Source organism: Simiaoa sunii, from assembly GCF_014337175.1.
Taxonomy (GTDB): Bacteria; Bacillota; Clostridia; order Lachnospirales; family Lachnospiraceae; genus Acetatifactor; species Acetatifactor intestinalis.
On sequence record NZ_CP060633.1, the window covers coordinates 547,808 to 572,104 of the forward strand.

General features: G+C 44.8%; 16 protein-coding genes and 3 pseudogenes. All 19 read left to right on the forward strand.

Annotated features, from left to right (window positions below; genetic code table 11):
- Position 1: 1 nt before the first annotated feature.
- A complete protein-coding gene (locus H9Q77_RS17010) occupies positions 2–7,534 on the forward strand; it encodes a helicase-related protein (RefSeq protein WP_330596027.1) in 7,533 nt (2,510 codons plus the stop codon).
- Positions 7,535–7,547: 13 nt separating this feature from the next.
- Positions 7,548–8,165 (forward strand): class D sortase, encoded by a 618-nt coding sequence (locus H9Q77_RS02615; protein ID WP_117477952.1) that lies wholly within the window; start codon positions 7,548–7,550, stop codon positions 8,163–8,165.
- Positions 8,158–8,556 (forward strand): hypothetical protein, encoded by a 399-nt coding sequence (locus H9Q77_RS02620; RefSeq protein ID WP_117477953.1) that lies wholly within the window; start codon positions 8,158–8,160, stop codon positions 8,554–8,556. Before H9Q77_RS02615 ends, H9Q77_RS02620 begins: the two co-directional genes overlap by 8 nt.
- A 3-nt stretch (positions 8,557–8,559) precedes the next feature.
- A complete protein-coding gene (locus H9Q77_RS02625; protein ID WP_117477954.1) occupies positions 8,560–9,249 on the forward strand; it encodes a SpoVG family protein in 690 nt (229 codons plus the stop codon).
- A 60-nt stretch (positions 9,250–9,309) separates the two neighbouring features.
- Positions 9,310–9,546, forward strand: a pseudogene (locus tag H9Q77_RS02630) (DUF6674 family protein); the annotation flags it as partial.
- Between the two features lie 303 nt (positions 9,547–9,849).
- Positions 9,850–11,769 carry a tetracycline resistance ribosomal protection protein Tet(O) gene (gene tet(O), locus H9Q77_RS02635; protein ID WP_118772847.1) on the forward strand — a complete coding sequence of 640 codons (1,920 nt, stop codon included), beginning with the start codon at positions 9,850–9,852 and terminating at the stop codon, positions 11,767–11,769.
- A gap of 69 nt (positions 11,770–11,838) precedes the next feature.
- Positions 11,839–13,059, forward strand: coding sequence for a tetracycline efflux MFS transporter Tet(40) (gene tet(40), locus H9Q77_RS02640; protein WP_118237227.1), 1,221 nt, complete (start codon positions 11,839–11,841; stop codon positions 13,057–13,059).
- A gap of 599 nt (positions 13,060–13,658) precedes the next feature.
- Positions 13,659–14,168, forward strand: a complete 510-nt coding sequence (locus tag H9Q77_RS02645) for a sigma-70 family RNA polymerase sigma factor (RefSeq protein WP_105116765.1) — start codon at positions 13,659–13,661, stop codon at positions 14,166–14,168.
- A gap of 94 nt (positions 14,169–14,262) precedes the next feature.
- A complete protein-coding gene (locus H9Q77_RS02650; protein ID WP_000323895.1) occupies positions 14,263–14,688 on the forward strand; it encodes an RNA polymerase sigma factor in 426 nt (141 codons plus the stop codon).
- Positions 14,689–14,771: 83 nt separating this feature from the next.
- A pseudogene (locus tag H9Q77_RS02655) lies at positions 14,772–15,246 on the forward strand (RNA polymerase sigma factor).
- A gap of 154 nt (positions 15,247–15,400) precedes the next feature.
- Positions 15,401–16,433, forward strand: a pseudogene (locus tag H9Q77_RS02660) (AAA family ATPase).
- Between the two features lie 517 nt (positions 16,434–16,950).
- On the forward strand, positions 16,951–17,916 hold the full coding sequence (gene mobV / locus H9Q77_RS02665; RefSeq protein WP_001820668.1) for a MobV family relaxase: 966 nt from the start codon (positions 16,951–16,953) through the stop codon (positions 17,914–17,916).
- Positions 17,917–17,924: 8 nt separating this feature from the next.
- Positions 17,925–18,779 (forward strand): ParB/RepB/Spo0J family partition protein, encoded by an 855-nt coding sequence (locus H9Q77_RS02670; RefSeq protein WP_000743700.1) that lies wholly within the window; start codon positions 17,925–17,927, stop codon positions 18,777–18,779.
- Positions 18,780–18,824: 45 nt separating this feature from the next.
- Positions 18,825–19,055 (forward strand): YdbC family protein, encoded by a 231-nt coding sequence (locus H9Q77_RS02675; protein ID WP_001206986.1) that lies wholly within the window; start codon positions 18,825–18,827, stop codon positions 19,053–19,055.
- Positions 19,056–19,126: 71 nt separating this feature from the next.
- A complete protein-coding gene (locus H9Q77_RS02680) occupies positions 19,127–19,318 on the forward strand; it encodes a hypothetical protein (RefSeq protein WP_001820669.1) in 192 nt (63 codons plus the stop codon).
- Positions 19,319–19,372: 54 nt separating this feature from the next.
- On the forward strand, positions 19,373–21,229 hold the full coding sequence (locus H9Q77_RS02685) for a recombinase family protein (protein ID WP_001820670.1): 1,857 nt from the start codon (positions 19,373–19,375) through the stop codon (positions 21,227–21,229).
- A gap of 142 nt (positions 21,230–21,371) precedes the next feature.
- Positions 21,372–22,373, forward strand: coding sequence for a helicase (locus tag H9Q77_RS02690; RefSeq protein ID WP_118547527.1), 1,002 nt, complete (start codon positions 21,372–21,374; stop codon positions 22,371–22,373).
- 439 nt (positions 22,374–22,812) lie between these two features.
- A complete protein-coding gene (locus tag H9Q77_RS02695; protein WP_021960360.1) occupies positions 22,813–23,772 on the forward strand; it encodes a hypothetical protein in 960 nt (319 codons plus the stop codon).
- A 106-nt stretch (positions 23,773–23,878) separates the two neighbouring features.
- A complete protein-coding gene (locus H9Q77_RS02700; RefSeq protein ID WP_008118586.1) occupies positions 23,879–24,244 on the forward strand; it encodes a DUF6033 family protein in 366 nt (121 codons plus the stop codon).
- The last annotated feature ends 53 nt before the right edge of the window (positions 24,245–24,297 follow it).

The following is a 24,297-nucleotide window of genomic DNA, read 5'->3' on the forward strand; positions in this document are numbered from 1 at the left end:
TATGGGCGTTGATATGAAGGTCAAAGCGATATACGATTCTGAAATTGGTAACATCACCAGAACAGATAAGAACTGGAAAGATGTTTTAAAGGTTGCAGGTCAGTTGTACCGCTATGAATTTGACAATATCGTTATGGTAACAGCTCAGAGATCTCCGGAGAGAAGCACACTTATGGCAGATTATGATACCTGGAAAAAGGTGGGAAGATATGTAAAGCGTGGTGCGAAAGGCTGTGCCATTTTCCCGTCAAGGGCACTGAATCCCCGTATGAGATATATCTTTGATATCAGTGATACCGGAGGGAAGAATGTTAAGCTGACATGGGACCTTGAGGGAGAAAATCTTAAGGATTATGTGGATTTTCTTGTGTCAGAAGGTCAGATTGAGCAGTACGATAACAGCGACAGGGAGTCTCTAAAAAATATATTAAAACAGTTTACAGGAACAGATGTTTGGCTTATAATAAAAGAAGAGTTCGGAGACCGAATGACCGAACTTATGCAGCTATCAGGTAGTGTGATAAAGGAAGAAAGTAAGAAACGCAATGGCTTACAGCAGGAAATGGACATGGAGCAGCTTGTATATGCAAGTGTCATGTATGCTGTAGGGACGAGATGCGGATTTGACTTATCTGTGCAAGAACAGGATTTTAGTCAGATCGTAAATATCAAAGACGAAGAGATCATTTACCGTCTTGGTTCCATTGTATGCGATGTCTCCTGTAGTGTTCTTAGAGAATTTAGTCGTAACTTAAAGGCAATCGAGAGCGAAAGGAGAATTGGATATGTTAGAAGAAATGACTTACAAGGAAGTGGACGGACTGCTTTATCCGCAGATAGAGATGCCGGACGAGACGGAGGATCTCACGAAGCTGGGCAAATACGGAAGGATGGCGATGAACTATCTAAAGGAGAACGAGCCGGCAAGATACAAGACGCTGATGAGATTCGGGAAGATGTACGAGAAGATGTCAGCGGTAGAGGAGGAAGCGAACCAGCTGTACGACCAGTTAGAGATGCAGTATCTGGCGAAGCACAAGCCACAGAATCCGTCATCGACAATGGAGATGTGGAAGATAAGAGAGCAGGCGAAGATGCAGGCAGAGGAAGTGGTACTGAATCAGATAGTGATGCGATTCCACTAGAATCAGATGATACAGAACTGAATAGGGAACTTGATGAAATCAATTCATTGGGTGTTAGTAAGGAAGCCGAATATACACAGGCTTCCTTTTTTTTCGACCAGAATGGGCAGGCAAGCATTGGCACTATTCATACTGAGGACGAAAACAATAATCAGTTTATGCGTCAGTTCGAGCAGGACAGAAAAGCTGCATTAGCAGGTAAATACAATTACCTGAATCCCAAAAAGTCTGCAACAGTACCAAGTGAGTATATCAAACAGGTGCTTATGAGAGGTACAGGTTTTATCGGTGGCAAGGGCAGGGTATGCAAGATTTTTGAAACTGAGATTGATGCAGGAACCAGGGCAAAGCGTATCAAAGCAGAATATGGTCAGGGAGGTGCAGGCTGGCCGGTTGACGGACTGGGACTGCACGGATATGACACATTTCATGGGAATGGACTGCGTTTTCAGTGGCGAGATGAGGATGGAGAGGTTGAAGGATATGTTTCGTGGAAAGATATCGAAAAAGAGCTTGGTGTCCTTATTCTTACAGGGGAATACCAGCCTGAGACACCTCGTATTGATGAGCTTGCGATGGACGGACTCCGTGAGGATGATGAGGTCATTGATGCCGAATACCGGGAAGTGGAACCGGAGGAGGCAGAATCAGAGATTGATGATTATGCAATACCGGATGAGCCGGAGAGCTATGCTTCTAACAGAGATTATGTAAGTGCAAAAGGCATGACACCACAGGAAACTGCCGATGAAGACCGCATGGTAACACAGGCAGAATATGGTGCAGAGATAGAAGCTGAAACAACTGAAAAAGATCCATCAGAGCTTCAGTATATTACACCGATTGATTATGCCAAGCGTATTGCAGAGCTTGATGAAGACCTGCGTGATGTGGCGGAGATTCTTGTAACAGATTGCAGCTGCTACACTCCGTTTAGGGCATTCCTTATGGATGTGGTGCAGTCTGATTTTGCATTTATGCCCAATAAACTTGACCTTATCAGGGATATTGCATTAGGGACAGATAATGCAGAAAGAAAGGCATATTCCAACAATAAGTATGGTCTTGTGGAGTACTCAATCAGAAGCGGTTATGTGAAGATCAGCTATAAGAACAGGAATGGTGTGCGTAAGGAAGGTGCACTCGACTGGCGTGAGTTATACGAGATTTTATCCTATATGGTAAAACAGCCATTTTACTGTGGAGAAGACCAGAAGAAGTATTATCAGGAGACAAAACAGAAGGCTGACAGGGATAAGATGAATCCGGTCTATAAGAGATTCTTTGATATCGAGGATAGTGTAAAAGCCAACCGTCTTGAAACCAGGGAAAGAGCAATAGCGAATGGCTGGGAAACCAAGATTGATGAGAATGGACATGTGGTTTCAGATGATGCAGTACAGAAAAAACACAACTTCCACTACAATCTCTGGGAAATGGAAAAAGGCGGTGCCAAGACCAGATATCAGTGGAATATGGATGCAATCCGCACTTTAAAGCAGATAGAATCAGAAAACAGGCTTGCCACACCGGAGGAGCAGAAAGTTCTGTCGAAGTTTGTCGGATGGGGCGGACTGTCACAGGCATTTGACGAGGAAAACGCAGGCTGGAGCAAAGAATATGCAGAGCTGAAAGAACTTTTATCCGATGAGGAATACAGTGCTGCAAGGGCAACAGTAAACAATGCCTTTTATACTTCACCGGAGATTGCCATGTGCATGAACTCGGCACTTGTCCAGTTTGGTTTCAGAGGCGGCAATGTATTAGAGCCATCTATGGGTATCGGTAACTTTTTTGGAAGTATGCCGGCACCTATGCAGAGAAGTAAGCTGTATGGGGTGGAGCTTGACAGCATTTCAGGAAGAATTGCAAAGCAGCTTTATCAGAATGCCAATATCAGTATCACAGGATTTGAGAATACCACATATCCGGATAACTTCTTTGATGTGGTTGTCGGAAATGTGCCATTTGGTGATTACAAGGTATTTGATCCAAAGTACAACAAGTATAACTTCCGTATCCACGATTATTTTCTGGCAAAAGCACTTGACCAGGTAAGACCGGGAGGCATGGTTGCGGTGATTACCACAAAGGGAACACTTGATAAGGCAAATCCTACTATCCGAAAGTATCTGGCTGAAAGAGCAGAACTTGTGGGAGCGATAAGACTTCCGAATACTGCATTTAAAGATAATGCAGGAACCGAAGTGACAGCAGATATCCTGTTTCTGCAGAAGAGGGAGAGAAAGATTGATATTGAGCCGGACTGGGTACACCTTGGTGTGACTGAGAATGGCATTGCAGTCAACTCTTATTTTGCAGAGCATCCGGAAATGATGCTTGGATCTATGAAATATGATACAAGGATTTACGGACAGGACAGCAGATATACAGTCTGTGTGAATGATGATGAGAACTTCAATATGTATGAAGTATTAAACAAAGCTATCGGTAATATCAAAGCCCAGATGACAGATTTTGAGAGAGTGGCAGATGAGGCGGAGCAGACGGAGGAAGTTATCCCGGCTGATCCGGATGTGAGAAACTACACTTACACATTTTTTGAAGGAAAACTCTATTACAGGGAAAATTCCGAGATGGTAAGAAAAGAAGTATCACAGACTGCCGAGGAGCGAATCAGAAGCCTTGATGAAATCAGACAGATAACAAGAGATCTGATTGATATCCAGATGGATGGCTGCAGCGAGGAGGAGCTTTCTGATAAGCAGAGACTTCTTAATGTAAAATATGATGCCTTCGTAAAGCAGTATGGAGCCATTACTTCAAAAGCAAACAGAATAGCTTTCAGAGATGACAGCGATTACCCACTTCTTTGCAGTCTTGAAGAAGTAAATGAAGACGGGGAGGTGAAAAAAGCGGATATGTTTTATAAGCAGACGATTAAGGCAAAGACTGTCATAGACAGGGTTGAGACTGCTGTGGAAGCATTGAATGTATCCGTCAATGAATTTGGATATGTAAATCTTGCCTATATGCTCTCTATCTATGAGCCGGATATTACTAATGTAAAGGAAGAACTTGCAGAAAAGTCCGGGCAGACAGCTGATGAGATAACATTTAGTGATGATGCTTTGGCAGAGCTTAGAAGGGCAGTTCTTGTGGAAGAGCTGGATGGATTGATTTTCCTAAATCCCGACCGCTACAACGAGAACAATCCCGACATCGGCTGGGAGACGGCAGACGAGTATCTTTCCGGCAATGTGAGAGACAAGCTTCGTGTAGCAAAGGCTATGGCAGCGGATACAGGCAATCCGCAGGCAGAAAAATTTGCAGGCAATGTGGCAGCACTTGAAAAGGTACAGCCGGAGTGGATTGAAGCCTCGGATATTGATGTAAAGATTGGCACGACATGGATTGAGCCGCTTGATTATGAGCAGTTTATCTATGAGCTTCTCAATACACCAAGACGGGCAAGGGCAGTCAGAAGCCAGTTTTACAATACAGGCATTCAGGTACACTTAAATAAGATGAGCATGGAATGGTTCATCGAGAATAAAAGCATGGATAAGCATTCAGTGGCGGCTACTAAGACCTATGGTACAAGCCGCATGGATGCTTATTCTATTTTTGAGGATACGCTGAATCTAAAGACAGTAACAGTCAGGGACAGGATTGATGACGGTGATGGCAGGTATCATTACGAAGTCAATAAGAATGAGACAATGCTTGCAAGGGAAAAGCAGAACATGATCAAGGAGAAGTTCAAGGAGTGGCTGTTTGCAGAGCCGGAGCGAAGACAGAAATATGTGGAGTATTACAACGAGACATTTAATAACATCCGCCTGCGTGAGTATGACGGAAGTCACTTACAGTTTCCGGGAATGAATCCGGCGATTGAGTTAAAGCCACACCAGAAAAATGCGGTGGCAAGAATTCTTCTTGGGGGAAATACTCTGCTGGCACACTGTGTCGGTGCCGGAAAGTCATTTGAGATGATGGCTGCCTGCATGGAGCAGAAGAGACTTGGACTTGCCAATAAGACAATCATGGTTGTACCAAAGCCGCTTATCGGTCAGACGGCATCAGAGTTTTTAAGGCTTTATCCGTCAGCAAATATCTTAGTTGCCACGGAGCGTGATTTTGAAAAAAGCCGCAGAAAGCAGTTCGTATCAAGGATTGCAACTGGTGACTATGACTGTATCATCATGTCACACTCACAGTTTGAGAAAATCCCAATCTCCGCAGAGAGAAAGGAGCGAATGCTTAACGAGCAGATTGATGAAATCAGCTATGCGATTGATGAGATGAAGGAGCGTAACGGAGAGCGATGGACTGTAAAGCAGATGGAAAGCCAGAAGAAAAAACTGGAGGAACAGCTGAAATCCTTGTCAGATGAGAGCAGGAAGGATGACCTTATTACCTTTGAGGAACTGGGTGTAGATTCTATTATGGTAGACGAAGCACATAATTTTAAGAACCTTGCGATTTTTTCCAAGATGAATAATGTGTCAGGTATCAGCAGTAGCGGAGCTAAGAAGTCAACGGATATGCAGCTTAAATGCCAGTATTTGTCTGAGATAAATGATGGCAGGGGTATTGTGTTTGCAACAGGTACACCAATATCCAATACCATGTGTGAGATGTATGTCATGCAGCTTTACTTACAGAAAGCGGCACTTGAAGAGATGGGGATTTATCACTTTGATTCTTGGGCAGCAAACTTTGGTGAAGTGACAACAGCACTTGAGCTTACTGTAGAGGGAAGCGGATTTCGTTTTAAGAGCAGATTTAATAAGTTTACGAATCTGCCGGAGCTTATGAATATCTTCCGTGAGGTAGCAGATGTGCAGACCGCAGACATGCTTGACCTTGATGTGCCAGCTCTCCGTGGCGGCAAGCCTATTATAGTGGAGTCGGAGCCTGACTGGTATGTAAAGCAGGTCATGGAAGACTTTGTTGTGAGGGCAGAGCGTATCAGAGGCGGTGGAGTTGATCCAAGCGTGGATAACTTTCTAAAGATTACCCATGAGGCAAGACTTCTTGGAACGGATGCCAGACTGATTGATAAGGATGCGCCGAACAATCCGGATGGAAAACTCAATAAGGTAGCGGAGAATGTATGGAAAGAATATGAGAAAGGAAATGCTGATGGTCATATAGGCTGCCAGCTTATTTTTTCGGACATCGGCACACCGGGACCAGATAAGGACTTTACCATCTACGATTATCTGAAAGAAACACTGATCCAGTATGGTATTCCGGCAGATGAGATAGCTTTTATTCATGATGCCAAGACGGATGCACAAAGGGACGCACTTTTTAAGGAGATGAGGACAGGTAAAAAGAAGGTTCTTATCGGTTCAACGGACAAGTGTGGAACAGGTGTCAATGTGCAGACACACCTTGTTGCAATGCATCATGTGGATTGCCCTTGGAAGCCTTCTTCTATTGAACAGAGGGAAGGACGAGGCATACGACAGGGTAATGAAAATGAAGAGGTGGCAATCTACAGATATGTCACCAAAGGGACATTTGATGCATACAACTGGTCGCTTGTTGAAAATAAGCAGCGATTCATCAGTCAGGTCATGACAAGCAAGGCTGTAAGCCGAAGCTGTGAGGATATCGACGAGGCAACACTTTCCTATGCAGAGATTAAAGCGGTTGCCACAGGCAATCCTTTAATCAAGGAAAAGATGGAGATTGACAATGATGTCCAGAGATTAAAGCTCTTAAAGGCATCCTATGACAATCAGAGATATGGCTTGCAGGATAACTTTATGATTAAGTATCCGAAGCTGATTAAGACAGCAACAGAAAAGCTTGCCAATGTAAGAGAGGATGTAAAGGCAAGGGATAAAGAGCTGATTGATAATCCGGAATTTGCCATTACCATAGGCAAAGTAACTTACACAGAGCGTGTGGATGGCGGAACGATGATGCTTGAAGCAATCAGTAAATGTAAGACCGGAGAGACAACTGTAATCGGTAAATTCCACGGATTTGAGCTGCTTGTGGAAAAGAACTTCCTTGGCATCAATTATATGGTGCTTCGTGGAAAGACAGAGTATAAAGCAGAGCTTTCCACAAGTCCTGTCGGCAGCATGGTGAAGCTGGAAAACCTGTTCAATGGACTCCATGAGAACATTGATTTCTTTGAAAAGAAGATTGAGCAGTACCAGAATGACCTTGAAGCATCAAAGGCAGAGTATGACAAGCCATTTGCGTACAGCAAGGAACTGGAAGAAAAGCTGGCTAGGCAGTGTAAACTGAATGCCCAGCTTGACCTTGAGAACGCAAAGGCTGTGGATGCAGACCTGAGCGGACCGGAGGAAGAAAGAGAAGCTGATGACAGAATGGAATCTGCAGCAATTGTAGCAGAGGATAAAGGTGCTTATCCAGCCGACAGAGAGGGCAGAACACGATAGGAGAGTGAATAATATGAGCATAAGAAAAGTGGTCGCAGGACTACTGATTGCAGCAGGGATTGCCATTATGGCAGTCCCTTTTTTCTGGCGGACAACCGGAGAAAAACAGACAGAACAGCTCATAAGTGAATTTGAGCAGACATTGGAGGATGATTACGATGAAGAAACAGATGTGGAGGAAGAGCAAACCTCCATTAGTAAAGAGGATGAAGCCATTCTTAAAGAAGGCGGTGTTATCGGCATCATTGAGATACCGGGCTTAGATATCAGGTATCCGGTAATGGAAGGAACCACAAGTAAAGTGCTTAATGCAGGGATTGGTCATATAGAAGAGACTGCAGGAATCGGAGAAAGTGGCAACTGTGTATTGTGCGGTCATAATGGCAGCAGATATGGCACATTTTTTACACCACTAAGTCAGATATCCATAGGTGATGAAGTAATGATAACCGACAAAAATGGGCTGAAGCATATCTATGAGGTAATAGAGACAGAGGTAGTAAATCCGTATGATAACAGCATCAAGACACAGGGTACAGAAAAAGAATTAACTCTTTTTACCTGTTCCCAGAAAGGAACCATGCGTTTTGTGGTCAGGTGCATTTATAAGGAGGCGGTGATGGATGAATAAGAGATACCGATTAGGTGAGATAGAAGAGGCAGTAGCAGAAATGGAAGAGCTAATTGACATCGAGGATGATATTGCTGAGATTGATGATGACTTTCAGATAGTCGTAAGCGGCTGGTCTGTGTATGTCGAAAGCCTGAATCTGACACTCAGACAGGGAATAGCCTGTGTATGGGATGCAGAGGAAGGATTATTTATGCCTGATTTTGATGTGACTATCGTGTATGAGGGGAACATTGAAACACAGGAGTGGCTCTATTACGAGCAGGATGGAATGGTCGTTACACTTGGCAACTGGCTTAATGGCAGATTGTCTTGTGAACAGATAGAACAGCTTTGGTGTGAGCTTATCATACCGGAGCAAAACAAAGAACAAAAAGAAAGCGAGGAATAGCATATGAAGTATTCAATTAAAGTAAACGAAGTAAGAGCAAAAGAGGGCAGCAACATCAAAGGATTTGCAACAGTAGTATTTGGTGATTCATTTAAGATTACCAATATTGCAATCCTTGAGAATAAGGATAAGGGAGAGCTTTTTGTATCAATGCCAAGATACCGCTCCAATGAGCGTGATGAAAGCAACGGTGTGATCTATAAGGATGTGTGCAATCCTATCACAGCAGAGTTTCGAGAGGAACTCTATACCAATATCCTTGATGCCTATGCAAGAATTAAGGAACCGGAGAAAGAGGAGACACAGAAGCAGGAGCGTACACAGGAAATGCCGGAGTTTTCCGTAACTGTAACACCTTATGAGAGGGAAGGTAGTAACATCAAGGGACTTGCACGCATTTATTTTGAAAACAGTTTCATCGTAAATAACATCAATATCGTGCAGGGCAAAGAGAAAATCTTTGTATCAATGCCTTCTTATAAGACAAAGCAGGTGGACGAGCAGGGCAAGCCAATCTACCAGGATGTCTGCTATCCGGTCACAAAGGATTTCAGGGAAAAACTCTATAATGAGATTATCTCTGAATATGAGAAAGCAAAGGATAAGAGCAACGAAAATGCAAGAGAGAGTGCAGAGAAACATCATGGCAATCCCGATAAAGAGAAGGACAAAGAGGCGACGCCCTTTCGATAATCAGTAATCAGAGTACAGGGGCGGCCAAGGCTGCCCCATTTACAGAATGGAGGAAACAGAATGGATATGGAAGCAGGAAAAACACTTACCAATGAGGAGGTCATAAGAGAACTTCTCGACTTATTAAAGAAAAATGCCATGAAAGAGCAGGCAAACGATGTATTTGAGATATGCAGCTATGTGGATGGACTGGAGAAAAAGATTGATTCCATGACGGAAGAACTCACCAATATGCAGAACCAGATCAAAGAAATGCAGGAAGATACTCTTGTCAATAATGCTAAAAAGGGCTTGACAAATAAAGGGTTAAGGAATATAATTAGATTCAGTTTTATACAAGGAGTTAATAAATATGCGGCAAGGTATTCTTAAATAAACTGTCAATTTGATAGTGGGAACAAAAAGTAGCAGTCCCGTTTCACTTTTAATATGGGGCTTAGTTTTTTGTACCCAGTTTAAGAATACTTTTATCATGTAATTTTATATGCCCGAAAACATATAAGTGTTTTGGGGCTATTGGAGTTATTTACCCAGTGATAGGAGTATTTATCACTGGGTATTTTTATGCCCTTTTTTGGGTGTTGATAGGAGGAAAATCACATGAAAATAATTAACTTAGGCATTCTGGCTCACGTTGACGCAGGAAAGACAACATTAACGGAAAGTTTATTGTATACCAGTGGTGCAATTGCAGAACTAGGGAGCGTAGATGAAGGCACAACAAGGACAGATACAATGAATTTGGAGCGTCAAAGGGGAATCACTATCCAGACAGCAGTGACATCTTTTCAGTGGGAGGATGTAAAAGTCAACATTATAGATACGCCAGGCCATATGGATTTTTTGGCGGAAGTATACCGTTCTTTATCCGTATTAGACGGAGCAGTATTATTAGTTTCTGCAAAGGATGGCATACAGGCACAGACCCGTATACTGTTTCATGCACTACAGACAATGAAGATTCCGACAATTTTTTTCATCAATAAAATTGACCAAGAGGGGATTGATTTGCCAATGGTATATCAAGAAATGAAAGCAAAGCTTTCTTCGGAAATTATAGTGAAGCAAAAGGTTGGGCAGCATCCCCATATAAATGTAACGGACAATGACGATATGGAACAGTGGGATGCGGTAATTATGGGAAACGATGAACTATTAGAGAAATATATGTCAGGGAAACCGTTTAAAATGTCAGAACTGGAACAGGAAGAAAACAGGAGATTCCAAAACGGAACGTTATTTCCCGTTTATCACGGAAGCGCTAAAAACAATCTGGGGATTCGGAAGCTTATAGAAGTGATTGCCAGTAAGTTTTATTCATCAACGCCTGAAGGTCAATCTGAACTATGCGGGCAGGTTTTTAAGATTGAATATTCAGAGAAAAGGCGGCGTTTTGTTTATGTGCGTATATATAGCGGAACATTGCATTTGAGGGATGTTATTAGAATATCTGAAAAAGAGAAAATAAAAATCACAGAGATGTGTGTTCCGATAAACGGGGAATTATGTTCATCCGATATAGCCTGCTCTGGTGATATTGTAATTTTACCAAATGATGTTTTGCAGCTAAACAGTATTTTGGGGAACGAAATGCTGTTGCCGCAGAGAACATTTATTGAAAATCCTCTCCCTATGCTCCAAACAACGATTGCAGCAAAGAAATCTGAACAGCGGGAAATATTGCTTGGGGCACTTACAGAAATTTCAGATGGCGACCCTCTTTTAAAATATTATGTGGATACTACAACGCATGAGATTATACTTTCTTTTTTGGGGAAAGTGCAGATGGAAGTCATTTGTGCCATCCTTGAGGAAAAATATCATGTGGAGGCAGAAATAAAAGAGCCTACTGTTATATATATGGAAAGACCGCTTAGAAAAGCAGAATATACCATCCACATAGAAGTCCCGCCAAATCCTTTCTGGGCTTCTGTCGGGTTGTCCATAGAGCCGCTCCCTATTGGAAGCGGAGTGCAGTATGAAAGCAGAGTTTCACTTGGATATTTAAATCAATCGTTCCAAAATGCGGTTATGGAGGGGGTTCTTTATGGCTGCGAGCAGGGGCTGTATGGATGGAAAGTGACAGACTGTAAAATCTGTTTTGAATATGGATTGTATTATAGTCCTGTAAGTACCCCCGCAGACTTTCGGCTGCTTTCCCCTATCGTATTGGAGCAGGCTTTAAAAAAAGCAGGGACAGAACTATTAGAGCCATATCTCCACTTTGAAATTTATGCACCGCAGGAATATCTCTCACGGGCGTATCATGATGCTCCAAGGTATTGTGCAGATATTGTAAGTACTCAGATAAAGAATGACGAGGTCATTCTGAAAGGAGAAATCCCTGCTAGATGTATTCAAGAATACAGGAACGATTTAACTTATTTCACAAATGGGCAGGGAGTCTGCTTGACAGAGTTAAAAGGATACCAGCCAGCTATTGGTAAATTTATTTGCCAACCCCGCCGCCCGAATAGCCGTATAGATAAGGTTCGGCATATGTTCCACAAGTTAGCTTAACAGCTTGCAAAAGTCATATAAAATGAGATTTGAAAGGATTAGAGACTAATTATGATGAAATGTAACTTCATGTTTGCTAAAAATTCAAAGGCATATTCTGTCTACCTGCTGTTCCGATTTGTCTGTTCCCTGGCGGTTTCTATGTCCACAGTGCTTTCCATCGTGTACCACCTGGAGGTGGTGCAGCTGGATGCTTTCCAGCTTGTCCTGGTAGGGACGGTTCAGGAGACCTCCTGCTTTCTGTTCGAGATGCCCACCGGTGTGGTGGCGGATTTGTATAGCCGTCGGCGCTCGGTGCTGATTGGAATGTTCCTCTACGGCCTGGGCTTTCTGATGGAGGGTGCGCTACCGTGGTTCGCGCCGGTTCTGCTGGCCCAGGTTGTCTGGGGTTGCGGTGATACCTTCATCACCGGCGCTCTGGAGGCGTGGATTGCCTCGGAGGAAGAGGACAAACCCATAGACAAGGTGTTCCTGCGGGGCAGTCAAATGGGGCAAATCGGCGGCGTTCTGGGCGTGGTGCTGGGCACACTGCTGGGAAACATAAACCTGCAAATGCCTGTCATCTTGGGGGGCAGTTTGTGCTTGTTGTTGGGGCTGGTGATGGTTCGCATCATGCCAGAAACCAACTTCTCCCCTGCTATTGAGGAACGGCAGGGCTTGCTTAAAGACTTTGTCTGCCTGTTCAAGCTCAACCTGGGCTTTGTGAAAGGCGCACCTGTGTTGCTGGCGCTCTTAGCAATCACACTATGCGGGGGACTTGCCAGTGAAGGCTTTGACCGGCTCTCCACCGCTCATTTTCTGGATGACACGGTAATACCCGTTATCGGGCCGCTGAACAGCGTCACTTGGTTCGGTGTTATCAGTCTTATCGGCAACGGCTTAGGTATTCTGGCTTCTCAGTTGCTCATCGCCCGCATGGAGAAAAAAGGGACTGTCAGCCGAACCAGTGTGGTCATGTCCACCAGCGCCGGGTATATCCTGTTCCTGGTTCTCTTCGCGGTGGGGCGGAGCTTTTGGTTCATGTTGTTGGTGTTCCTGCTGGCGGGGCTTATGCGCACCATCAAGGAGCCTGTGCTGGCCGCCTGGATGAACGACCATGTGGATGAGAAAATGCGCGCCACAGTCTTTTCCACCAGCGGACAGCTGGACTCTTTCGGGCAGATCATCGGCGGGCCTATTGTGGGGCTGGTAGCCCAGCAGGTGTCCATACCCTGGGGGCTGGTCTGTACCGCTTTCCTGCTGTTGCCCGCGCTGTTCTTAGTGCCGGTGGCGGGAAAGAAGCGGGATTGATATGGCATAGTTAAGTTTACTGACGAGCGGGAGATTACTTCCGCTCGTCTTCATTTAGTAGCGCAAAATTTGAGGACTCTTTATTTCCTTATTCGGTATAGCGGAGGCGGCTGTCAATTCGACATAATTTTCTTGTGATACTTTACCGTACATGAGCATTTGTTTCGTATTTGAAAGAACAAACTCACCAAATAAAAAAAACGATATTCGGGTGGGTTATTTTGTTATACCCTAAATTACCCTCTGAATTTGTTTTTAAATTTGGAGGGATTTTTTTATGTCCTTTTTTCGGGCAGTTATCTATCTGCTCATACGAAGCAAAATTTATCAATACATAGCATATCAGAGAACGGCAGGAAACCAGTTAAAAAAATTTCTGCCAGTGCAACGGTACTTCTCACCTTGAAAGTAGAAGTACAATCTCCATACAATAGAATTACTATTTCCTATAACCGTAAAGGTCACAGAGCCTTTGCGGTTTTTCTTTTGTCGATTTTTGTTGGAAAGTGCCGTAGGGCTGTTTCTGATATGCGGTGTCGTTCTCCGCCTCTCCATCTGGATTTTTTACATTTCAAAAATTCAGATGGGAGGTATTTATGGTGAAATATGCACCAAGAAAGGTATATATCAGAGAAAGTGGCGGCTATGTGGAATTATCCTACACGGAGTTCTGCCGTTGCAGGGAATCCGACCAGACCTATATGGACAAGCTGTTTATCCCCATTCAAGGCTGTCTGCTTGAAGTCGTGAGGGAGCAATACACAGACTTCTACCGTGACAAGGAACGGTGGCGTTATCTGCAAAAATTAGATACAAAGAATAGACTGCTATCTCTCGACGGATTTACGGACAGCGAGGGGAATCCTCTGGACTTTATCACTGATGAAGCGGTGGACATTGCAGAAACCGTTGTCAATGCGGTCATGGTGGACAGGCTGAAAGCCGCCCTGCCTTTGCTGTCGGATAGTGAACAGGAGCTGATACAGGCAATCTTTTTTGACGGACTTTCCGAGCGTGAAGTCGGGGCGAGGTTGGGCATAACCCAGAGCGTTGTAAACAAACGCAAAGCCAGAATCCTAATAAAACTAAGAAAGATAATAGAAAATTAAAATTTAAGGCGTTCAGCCCCCTTGTTTTTTCCTTTGGGAAGATGAGGGGGCTTTTCTCTGCCCTCTCAATCAATTCTGATTGGAGGAAGTAAGAATGGCATACAACCACGGACGGGAGGACAGGAAATGGCGTATCTGGAAAGAAGCGGAGGAAAAGCTGCTGCGTGAGTGCGGCGTTGATGAAGCGACCATTGAGCAGATACGCATGGCGGACAGGGCAGACTTCAATTCCAACAGGCGGTTTTACCGATGGACGAATGACGTTGCGGAATATCTTGAGGACATGGCAGGCAGGGAGCGGCAGGCGGAAGTGGGTACGGTTGCGGAGTTACTGGAAGAGATTGAGAGCGAAAATCTCTATCAAGTATTAGTCACGGTGGACGGGCGTACCTTGAAAATCGTCCTGCTGAAAATGCAGGGGTATTCCACAAAGGAGATTGCCCCGCTTGTGCATTTGACGACTGGTGCCATCTATGCGAGGTTAGACCATCTGCGGAAGAAGCTGCGGAAAATTTTATAGCTTCTAAAACAGCCTGCCATCCTGCGGGCTACTGGGTGAGGGATGGAAATCCCCTCACTCATTTTTTGCAGGAGGACAACAGGATGGCATACAGGGTTAAGGCATACACGCTTCGGGAGGAATCCACGGAAAGCGGCACAAGGTATTTTATCAGCTTTAAGGACGGGCAGGGCAAATCCCACGAGTTGGAAGTGTCGGAACAGTTCTTTATGGAGTTTCGGCAGATGGAGCGCAGGAACAGGAATCTTTTCTAATGGGACGAGCGGCACAGGGAGTTTAACGAGGTATGGGACGAAACCCTTTACAGACGGGCGTTGCGTGTGCCTAAGAGCCTTGATGAACGCATGGTTGAGGAAGAACGGAATGAAACGCTCTATAAGGCGGTTGGGAGCCTTCCAGAGATACAAAGGCGGCGTTTCCTGCTCTACTACGAGTATGAGTTCAATTTTTACCAAATCGCCGCTATGGAGCATTGCACCGCTTCGGCAATACAGAAATCTGTTGCGATTGCAAAGGAGAAAGTAAAGGCGGAAATTGAAGAAATATCTCCAACCGTGACCGACACCGCCCGAAAAAGAAATCTGTTTTTTATTTGTGTGGGATTGGCGGCATTACATACTCTCACTTTTTTCCGTGGGAGTAAATCTATTTTTAAGGAGGTCAACGCCTATGTGCAACGAAAACAAAGACACCGCCCGAAAGGAGGAAAGCCATGCAGAAGTTACAGACAGTCAACGCCGAAACGCTCCTTTATGAACCGCTTGAGAAACCATCCTTTGTGGTGGACAGCCTTATCCCGACAGGCTTATCGCTGTTCTGCGGCTCACAGAAGATAGGCAAAAGCTGGCTCATGCTGAAGCTATGCTTATGCGTGTCGCAGGGAATCCCTTTATGGGATATGCCGACAATGGAGGGCGATGTGCTTTACCTCTGCCTTGAGGACACGTTCTGCCGCATACAGGACAGGTTATTTCGTTTGACGGACGAAGCAAGCGGGCGGCTCCACTTTGCCGTGGCAAGCTGCAAGCTGTCAGACGGTCTTATCGTGCAGCTTGAAGATTATCTGAAAGATTACCCAGACAGCAGGCTCATTGTCATTGATACCTTGCAGAAAGTCCGTACAGCTTCAAAAGACAATGCCTATGCAAGCGACTATGGGGACATCTCCCTCATCAAAGACTTTGCCGACAGGCACTCTCTGGCGGTCATTGTCGTACACCACATCCGAAAGCAGAATGACAGCGACGTGTTCAACAAGGTGTCTGGGACGACAGGATTAACGGGGAGTGCGGACGCTACCTTTGTTCTGGAAAAGGAGAAACGTGCGTCTGACACCGCCAAGCTGTATGTGACGGGCAGGGACACGCCTTATCAGGAATACACGCTGCGTTTCCGTGATTGCCGTTGGGAGCTTGTGGAGCGGAAAACGCAGGAGCAGCTTGCGAAAGAAACGATACCAGATGTCCTTTTTCGGTTGGTGGATTTTATGAGGGATAAGGAAGAATGGATAGGCACGGCAACGGAACTGTTAGCCGCTATGGGGGAAACGGAAACCATACCCACGGTGATTACGAAATGGCTGAATGAATACCGCACCACATTTTTAAGCGAGAACCGTATCTGCTACCAGTACAGCCGCAGGAAAGACGGCAGGCGGATTGCCCTTGCAAGGAGGGCGGGTGACAGCGGTGATGGTGGTGACAGCGATATTAGGATACCCCCCTGTTACTGTCATTGACGCTTAAAGCCATGTAAAGCTGGCGGCTCTGCCCTGCGGGTGACAGCAGTGACGGTGGTGACAGTGATTTTAGGATACCCTGCCGCTGTCATCCCTACGGGAGAACACCCCGTAAACGCAAAATGCAGGCGTGAGATTTACTCGCCCTTTTCGGTCGTGTAAAACCACCCCTGCGGTCAGAAAAATCATTCCGATTTTTCCGACTGCGTTTACAGGGTGTAACACACTACACTTTGCCCTGCAAAGTCGTGTGCCAGACGTTCCCTCTGGACTCCCTTAAGGCAGGGCTGTGCCCTGCTATCCTACGCCTTACGGCTTCGGATAAAAGAATGGCGGCATGACGGTGACGGCTCTTGCGAGGGGGGTATCCCAAAAACACCGTCATCATCGACATGACCGTCATGCAGGGGGTGAGGGTGACAGTTGCGGCAGTCGGCAGGGGGTATCCCAAAACTGCTGTCACCACCGTCACCGCTGTCACCCCAAAGGACGGTCACCCGTCGAAAGAAAGGAGGAATCCGCCTATGCCTTATGCAATCCTGCGTTTCCAGAAACGAAAAGCGGGCGGCGTTGCGGCTTGTGAACGCCACAACGAGCGGAAGAAAGAAGCCTACAAAAGCAACCCAGATATAGATATGGAACGCTCTAAAAACAATTACCATCTCATAGCACCACCAAAGTACACCTACAAGAAAGAGATTAACCGCATGGTAGCCGAAGCGGGGTGCAGGACAAGGAAAGACAGCGTGATGATGGTGGAAACGCTCATCACAGCTTCACCAGAATTTATGAACCAGTTACCGCCCGAAGAACAAAAAGCGTATTTCCAGACGGCTCTTGACTTCATTTCGGAGCGTGTTGGAAAGCAGAATATCCTCTCCGCTGTCGTCCATATGGACGAGAGAACGCCCCATATGCACCTCTGCTTTGTGCCGATTACGCCAGACAATAAGCTGTCAGCGAAAGCTATCTTAGGCAACCAGAAATCATTATCCGAGTGGCAGACCGCCTACCATGAGCGGATGTCCTCACGGTGGAATCAGCTTGAACGGGGGCAGTCCTCAATGGAAACCAAGCGGAAACACGTCCCCACATGGCTCTATAAATTAGGCGGCAGGCTTGATAAACAGTATGAAGAAATCGTGTCTGCCCTATCCGACATCAACGCCTTTAACGCAGGGAAGAAAAGGGATAAAGCGTTAGATTTACTCTCTGCATGGCTGCCAGACGTGGAGAAATTCTCTAAGGAAATCGGGAAACAGCAGGCGTATATCGACAGTTTGAAAGAGAGAATTGGGCAGGAATCAGACTATGCGGGGCGTATGCGTGATGAAAAGTACGAGCAGGAACTAAAGGTGCAGAAAGCGAATCAGAAGATATTTGAATTGCAGAGAACCAACGAGCAGATGGGGCGGCTGCTGTCAAAAATACCGCCCGAAGTGTTGGAAGAATTGCAGAAAAATCATAGAAGCAGAGCGAAAGAAAGGTAGATATGTGAATGAAGAAACAGGATTTTAAGGTGTTAAAGACCAAAGACTTGTACCCGTTCCCCGACAATCCGTTTCATGTGGCAGAAGATGAAACACTGTCAGAGTTAGCGGAAAGCATCAAGGAATTTGGCATTGTCACGCCGATAATCACACGCCCGAAAGAGGACGGGGACGGTTATGAAGTGATTGCAGGACAGCGGCGTGTCCGTGCTTCTGAACTTGCAGGGATAAATACCGTGCCTGCGTTTGTCCTGCCCTTAGACCGTGACCGAGCCATCATCACCCTTGTAGACAGCAATTTGCAGCGTGAGAATATCCTGCCATCGGAGCGGGCGTTTGCTTACAAGATGAAATCCGAAGCCATGAAGCGGCAGGGTTTCCGCACAGACTTAACCTCGTCACAAGTTGTGACGAAGTTGCGGACGGACGACAAGGTGGCACAGGGCTTCGGCGTGGGCAGGATGACCGTGCAGCGTTTTATCCGCCTGACGGAACTGATACCGCCGATTTTGCAGATGGTGGACGAGGGGAAAATCGCCCTCACGCCTGCGGTGGAACTGTCCTTCTTGAAGAAAGACGAGCAGGAAAACCTCTTTGCCACGATGGAGAGCGAAGAAGCAACGCCCTCACTCTCACAGGCACAGCGGATGAAACAGTTAAGCCAGAGCGGGCGGCTTGACATGGATACGATATTTGCGATTATGACGGAGGAAAAGGGCAACCAGAAAGAAACCTTGAAAATCAACACAAGCAAGCTGAAAAAATACTTTCCGAAGAACACAACGCCGAAGCAGATGGAGGAAACCATCATCAAACTTTTGGAGCGTGAGTTGCAGAGGAAACGCAACCGTGACAGCCGCTAATCTTCTTTTTTCGGGAAGTAAATACAGAGAGTTGAGGTATGGAGAATGAGAGAAATCCAGTATGAAATCGTAAAGGAAATCGCAGTATTGTCTACGGGCGACAGTGGCTACACAAAGGAAATCAATCTCATTTCATGGAATGGGAAAGAGCCGAAGTATGACATCCGCAGCTTTTCCCCGAACCGTGAAAAGTGCGGCAAGGGAATCACGCTGAACGCTGATGAAGCGGCGGCACTCCTTAAAGCATTACAGAAAGAATTAAACAGCGAGGATTAATGGTATCTGATTGGCAGGGCGGGGACATTTCCAAACTCTTCCCTGCCCTGTCTGGAAAGGAAGATTTAAGTATGGGCGAGGATAAGAAAGCAGATAAAAAGAGAAAGCGTATCGTGCCAAAAGCACCAGTGCAGATGATAATCAGCCGTGAATATGTCGGCACACAGACCGTTACAGAAGCGTTTGTCCCGATTATCTCCGAGGATATTCGGAAGAAGATTGCCGAGGGCGACACCTTCGACAATGAGGGGCTGTCCGCTTAGAATGTACGCAATGGGACATGAAAACAGATAGGACAGATACGGAGGTTTTACAGTATGGCAGGAATCAAAGAAGAAAAGAAAATCTATTTAGTCGGCATTTATTGCCGCTTATCTAAAGACGATGGTACGGATAACGAGAGTGCGAGCATTGCGACACAGAAATCCATCCTCACGGATTATGTGAAAAAGCAGGGATGGCACATAGCAAAAACGTATGTGGACGATGGTTATTCTGGTACAAATTTCCAAAGACCAAGTTTCCAGAATATGATAAAAGACATTGAAAGCGGTCTGATAAACTGCGTGATTACGAAAGATTTATCCCGTCTGGGGAGAAACTATCTTGATTGTGGGTTATATCTGGAAGTTTTCTTCCCAGAGCATAACGTGAGGTATATAGCGGTCAATGACGGCGTAGATACCTTGAATAAATCTGCTATGGACATCACGCCTTTCCGCAACATTTTAAACGAAATGTATGCCGCTGACATATCTGTTAAGATAAAATCGGCATATCGGGCGAGGTTTCAACAGGGGAAATTCATGGGAACTACCGCCCCTTATGGCTATATCAAAGACCCTGCCGACCACAACCATCTGCTGATAGATGATAAAGTGGCACATGTTGTAAAAGAGATATTCGACCTTGCATTAAAAGGGAATGGAGTTGCCAAAATTTGCAGACATCTTAATAAACAGCATATCCTACGCCCTGCCGCTTATGCGGCGGAGCGTGGCGAAACAGGCTTTGAACGTCATTTTGAGGGGAACGAGGACAAACGCTATATTTGGAGTGGGAACAGCGTGAGGAGCATTTTAAGAAGCCCGATATATGCGGGAAATCTTGTAGGCTACAAACGGATTGCCGCCAATATGAAAAGCAAGAAACGCCCCTCTAAGCTGCCCGAAGAATGGGAAGTGATACCCAATACCCATGAGGGAATAGTCACGCAGGAGGAATTTGATATTGTCCAACAGCTTATTACAAGTCGTAGGCTTCCACAGAACAAGGGAGGATTTGTAAATATTTTTGCAGGCGTTATCAAGTGTGTGGACTGCGGATGTGCTCTGCGGGCAATGAACGTACACAGGAGGAAACGCCCAGAGATTATCGACTGTGTACAGTATTCATGTAATAATTATGCAAGAAACGGAAGAAGCGAGTGTAGTGCCCACAATATAGAAGCAAGGGATTTATTCAATGCCGTTCTTGCCGACATCAACTGTTTTGCGGATATGGCAGTGAATGATGAAAAGGCGGTCAGGGCCATAGAAAAGCGGCTCACGGAAACAGACCAGAGCAGGGCGAAAGCATTAGAGAAAGAACGTAAGAAGCTGAACAAACGCCTTGCGGAACTGGACAGGCTGTTTTCCTCTCTCTACGAGGATAAGGTCATGGAGCGTATTACCGAGCGGAATTTTGAGATGATGTCGGGGAAATACCAGAAAGAGCAGCTTGAAATTGAAGCAAGGCTGAAAGAGGTGACGGAAACTCTTAATGAAAGCTACGAGAAATCACGGGGAATCCGTGACTTCCTCGCCCTTATCCGAAATTATCAAGGCTTAAAAGAACTGGATGCAACAGTTATAAACGCACTCATAGACAAGATACTTGTTTCGGAGCGTGAGAAGATGGCAGACGGAACAGTGAAGCAGGAAATCAAGATTTACTATAAATTCATCGGCTTTGTCGATGAATTACATATCATACCTACAAAACGGTGGGCAGCAATGCCCGCTAAAAATTGTACGGTGTGCGGCGTTGAATATGTCCCGGGCTCTGGTGCATCAAGGTATTGTCCTGCTTGTGCCAAGAAGATACGGAGGGAGAAATCAAACGAGAGCAAACGCAGGAGCAGAGAACAGAAAAGGATAGCATGTATGAACTGTCCGCAAAAAATGACCGACTGATATTGAACAGCAGGAAGGTCGTATTTTACGACAGGGCAACCAGAATGATAAGGTCAAGATATTTCGTTATGTTACGGAAGGTACGTTTGACAGTTATTCGTGGCAGCTCATCGAGAATAAACAGAAATTCATCGGACAGATCATGACCAGCAAATCCCCGGTGCGAAGCTGTGAGGATGTGGACGAAGCGGCACTTTCCTATGCAGAAGTCAAGGCACTTGCCACAGGTAATCCCTACATAAAAGAAAAAATGGATCTCGATATTCAGGTATCAAAGCTGAAACTGATGAAGGCAAACCATACCAGTCAGAAGTACAGGCTGGAGGATAACATCACACAACATTATCCGCATCAGATCGCCATTTTCAAGGAGCGTATCGAAGGCTTTACTGCTGATATGGAAAAATATGCGAAAAATAAGCCGGAGGATAAGGAGCAGTTCTTTATGCAGGTGGGCGGAAAGCCATACACCGATAAGAAGGAAGCTGGAACTGCGATCATAGCCATGTGTAAGGAAATCAAAGGCATCAATGCTAGTGCGGATGTAGGGGAATATCTTGGATTTAAGCTGAATGTAACTTTTGATTCTTTTAACAATAAGTTTGTGATGAATGTCAAAGGAGCCATGAGCCATCCGATGGAAGTCGGCACTGATCCGCTCGGCAATATCACCCGTATCAACAATGCACTGGAAGCCATGCCAATACAGCTTGAGGAAGCACAGACGAAACTTTCCAATGTGGAACATCAGCTTGAAACAGCAAAAGCAGAAGTAGACAAGCCGTTTCCGCAGGAAGCGGAGCTTTCCGAGAAACTGGAACGTCTTGCAGAACTTAATGCCTTGCTTAACATGGATGAAAAGGGCGATGATGCGATTGGCATGGATGACGAAGCCACGGAACCAGAAAAACCACATGAAGATGTGAAAAAAGTGGATAACCGGGAGGAAGTGGTTGCGGATATGCCAATCAAGCAGAGCAATTTGGAAAAAGCAGCACCAGAAGGAGAACGCAGACTTGCAGACCGACCTGCAGAACGGACTTCATTGCAAGAAAAACTCGCAGCAATGAAGGCAAGAGTGTCTGGGACACCTGCAGGAAGGGATGCAGTGGATAAGGCAAAGGGGAAAGATCAGATTTTATAAAAAAAGTTTTATTCCCAACTTTATTCCCAACCTGTCAGCACTATTCGGGTTGGGAATAAAAGCAGGATTATTAAAAATGTTATAGCAGTTGATGTAAGGGCAGTCAGTAGTGGCTGCCTTTTATCGTACAAAATGGAGGTCATTTATGGCAGAAAATTGTTATTGGTAGGAGCATGTGGCAATGAGGATTGGCAGATGTTACCGTTTTGCTTGGATGCGCAATCAGGAATTGTATCAGATTGTGAAAATGCAAAGGAGTATCGAAAACTTATAGGGTTACAGATATAGTAAGAGGCACGCCCAAATTTCAGGTTTCGTTCCATTCTGTAAAGAAAAATGAATAAATGTCGATAAATATTATGAGCTAAGGATGGCGTCTGTTTTCAAGGGATTGAATGTGAAAATAGACGCTGTTTCTGTTTGGATTGGAGGTTATATTATGAGAATACAAGCGGCAAATACATTTTATACAGGTACTTACTCTGTTTTGAATACGAAGTCATCATTTCCATATGCTGTGAAAGTTGAAGGTTACGGAAATACAAGAAACCAAAGGAGTTTATTTCAGTTTGCACATGTGACAATAACAGAACATATGGTAAATGCAAAATATGGTACAAAGATTACAAACGGTTCGAGAGTGCAGATGCAGACCGCAGGTAGTAAGAAAAAAGAAGATTGGACTGAGGTTTCCAAAGAACAGTTGGCAGAAGTAAAACTACCGGCATCATTTGATAAATTGAAAGAACAAAATTCTTATTTTTATCATGGAGAAAACATATCGGATTATGAACTAGTGCAAACTGCAGTAGCATTGGGGAAAATGGAATTACCAACAGATGAGAAAAAGTGTATCCCAGACAGAGTTGCAATGGATGCATTTGAAGTGCTTGTCAGAGACCAGGCGGCTCCAAAAAACTCATGGTCAAATACATTGTATTCGGAGGATGGAAAATATACCTTTACAAAGACTGAAAGCGGAAGATGGCAGATGCATTTGATTGATGATGCTGCCATAGGTGCATCTTTGGAAGATATAGCAAATTGGATGATGAGCGGCACGCCCAATAGAAATATTGAGACACGCTACCTAAATTATCTTCATACTGTTGATCCGGATTTATATAATGTGGCGATGCGAATAGGTTCCGAGGTTCGTTCTTATGGTTTTATGGAGGATTTACATCAGCAGGGAGTATTAAGTGATAGTCAAAATCAGTATGATATGAGTCTGTTGGGTATGTTATTCGGTAAAGATGCGGATAGTATGCGTATGATATTGAATGGGTGTAAGGAGTCTGGTAATTTTTTGGAATTATTGGATTTGTATAGCCCGGATGGAGCAAAATCGTTGGATAAGCTTCGGGAACAGCAATATAAGCACGGTGGAATTGTTTAACATAGCGAGTTTTATGACAGGATATGAAAAAGCAATTAATTCTCGAAGTAGAAGAGTGTGAAACACTAATGTAGCAACGGAGGTAAAGACAAACAGCAAGGACAAAGTGCAGGAATACTATGAGAAACTGTGTAAAAAGTTCCCGGAGATTACTTTTAATACGGGTAGCAGTCTTATGAGTGGAAATGAAAATAAAGTGGTAATAAATCTTTCTAGCGAATGTCTAAAGAAAATGGCAAATGATCCGGAATTTGCCAAGAAAGTAGAGTTTAATTTAACTGGTGCAGTACCGGGACAGAATAGAATGTTTGCACAAGCCAAAGCTGATAATGCAGTGATACATGGTGTTACAACTGTAATAGATGCCGATGGGAATGCTTCTGTTACTTGCGGAGGTATGACAAGAACCAGTGGTTCAAAACAAAATTCAACTACATTGAATGCGGAAAAGAAACAAAAAGAAAGATTATAGAAAAAGCGTGAGGAAAGAAAAATCTCAGAAGAAAAGGCAGCTAAGAGACGGGC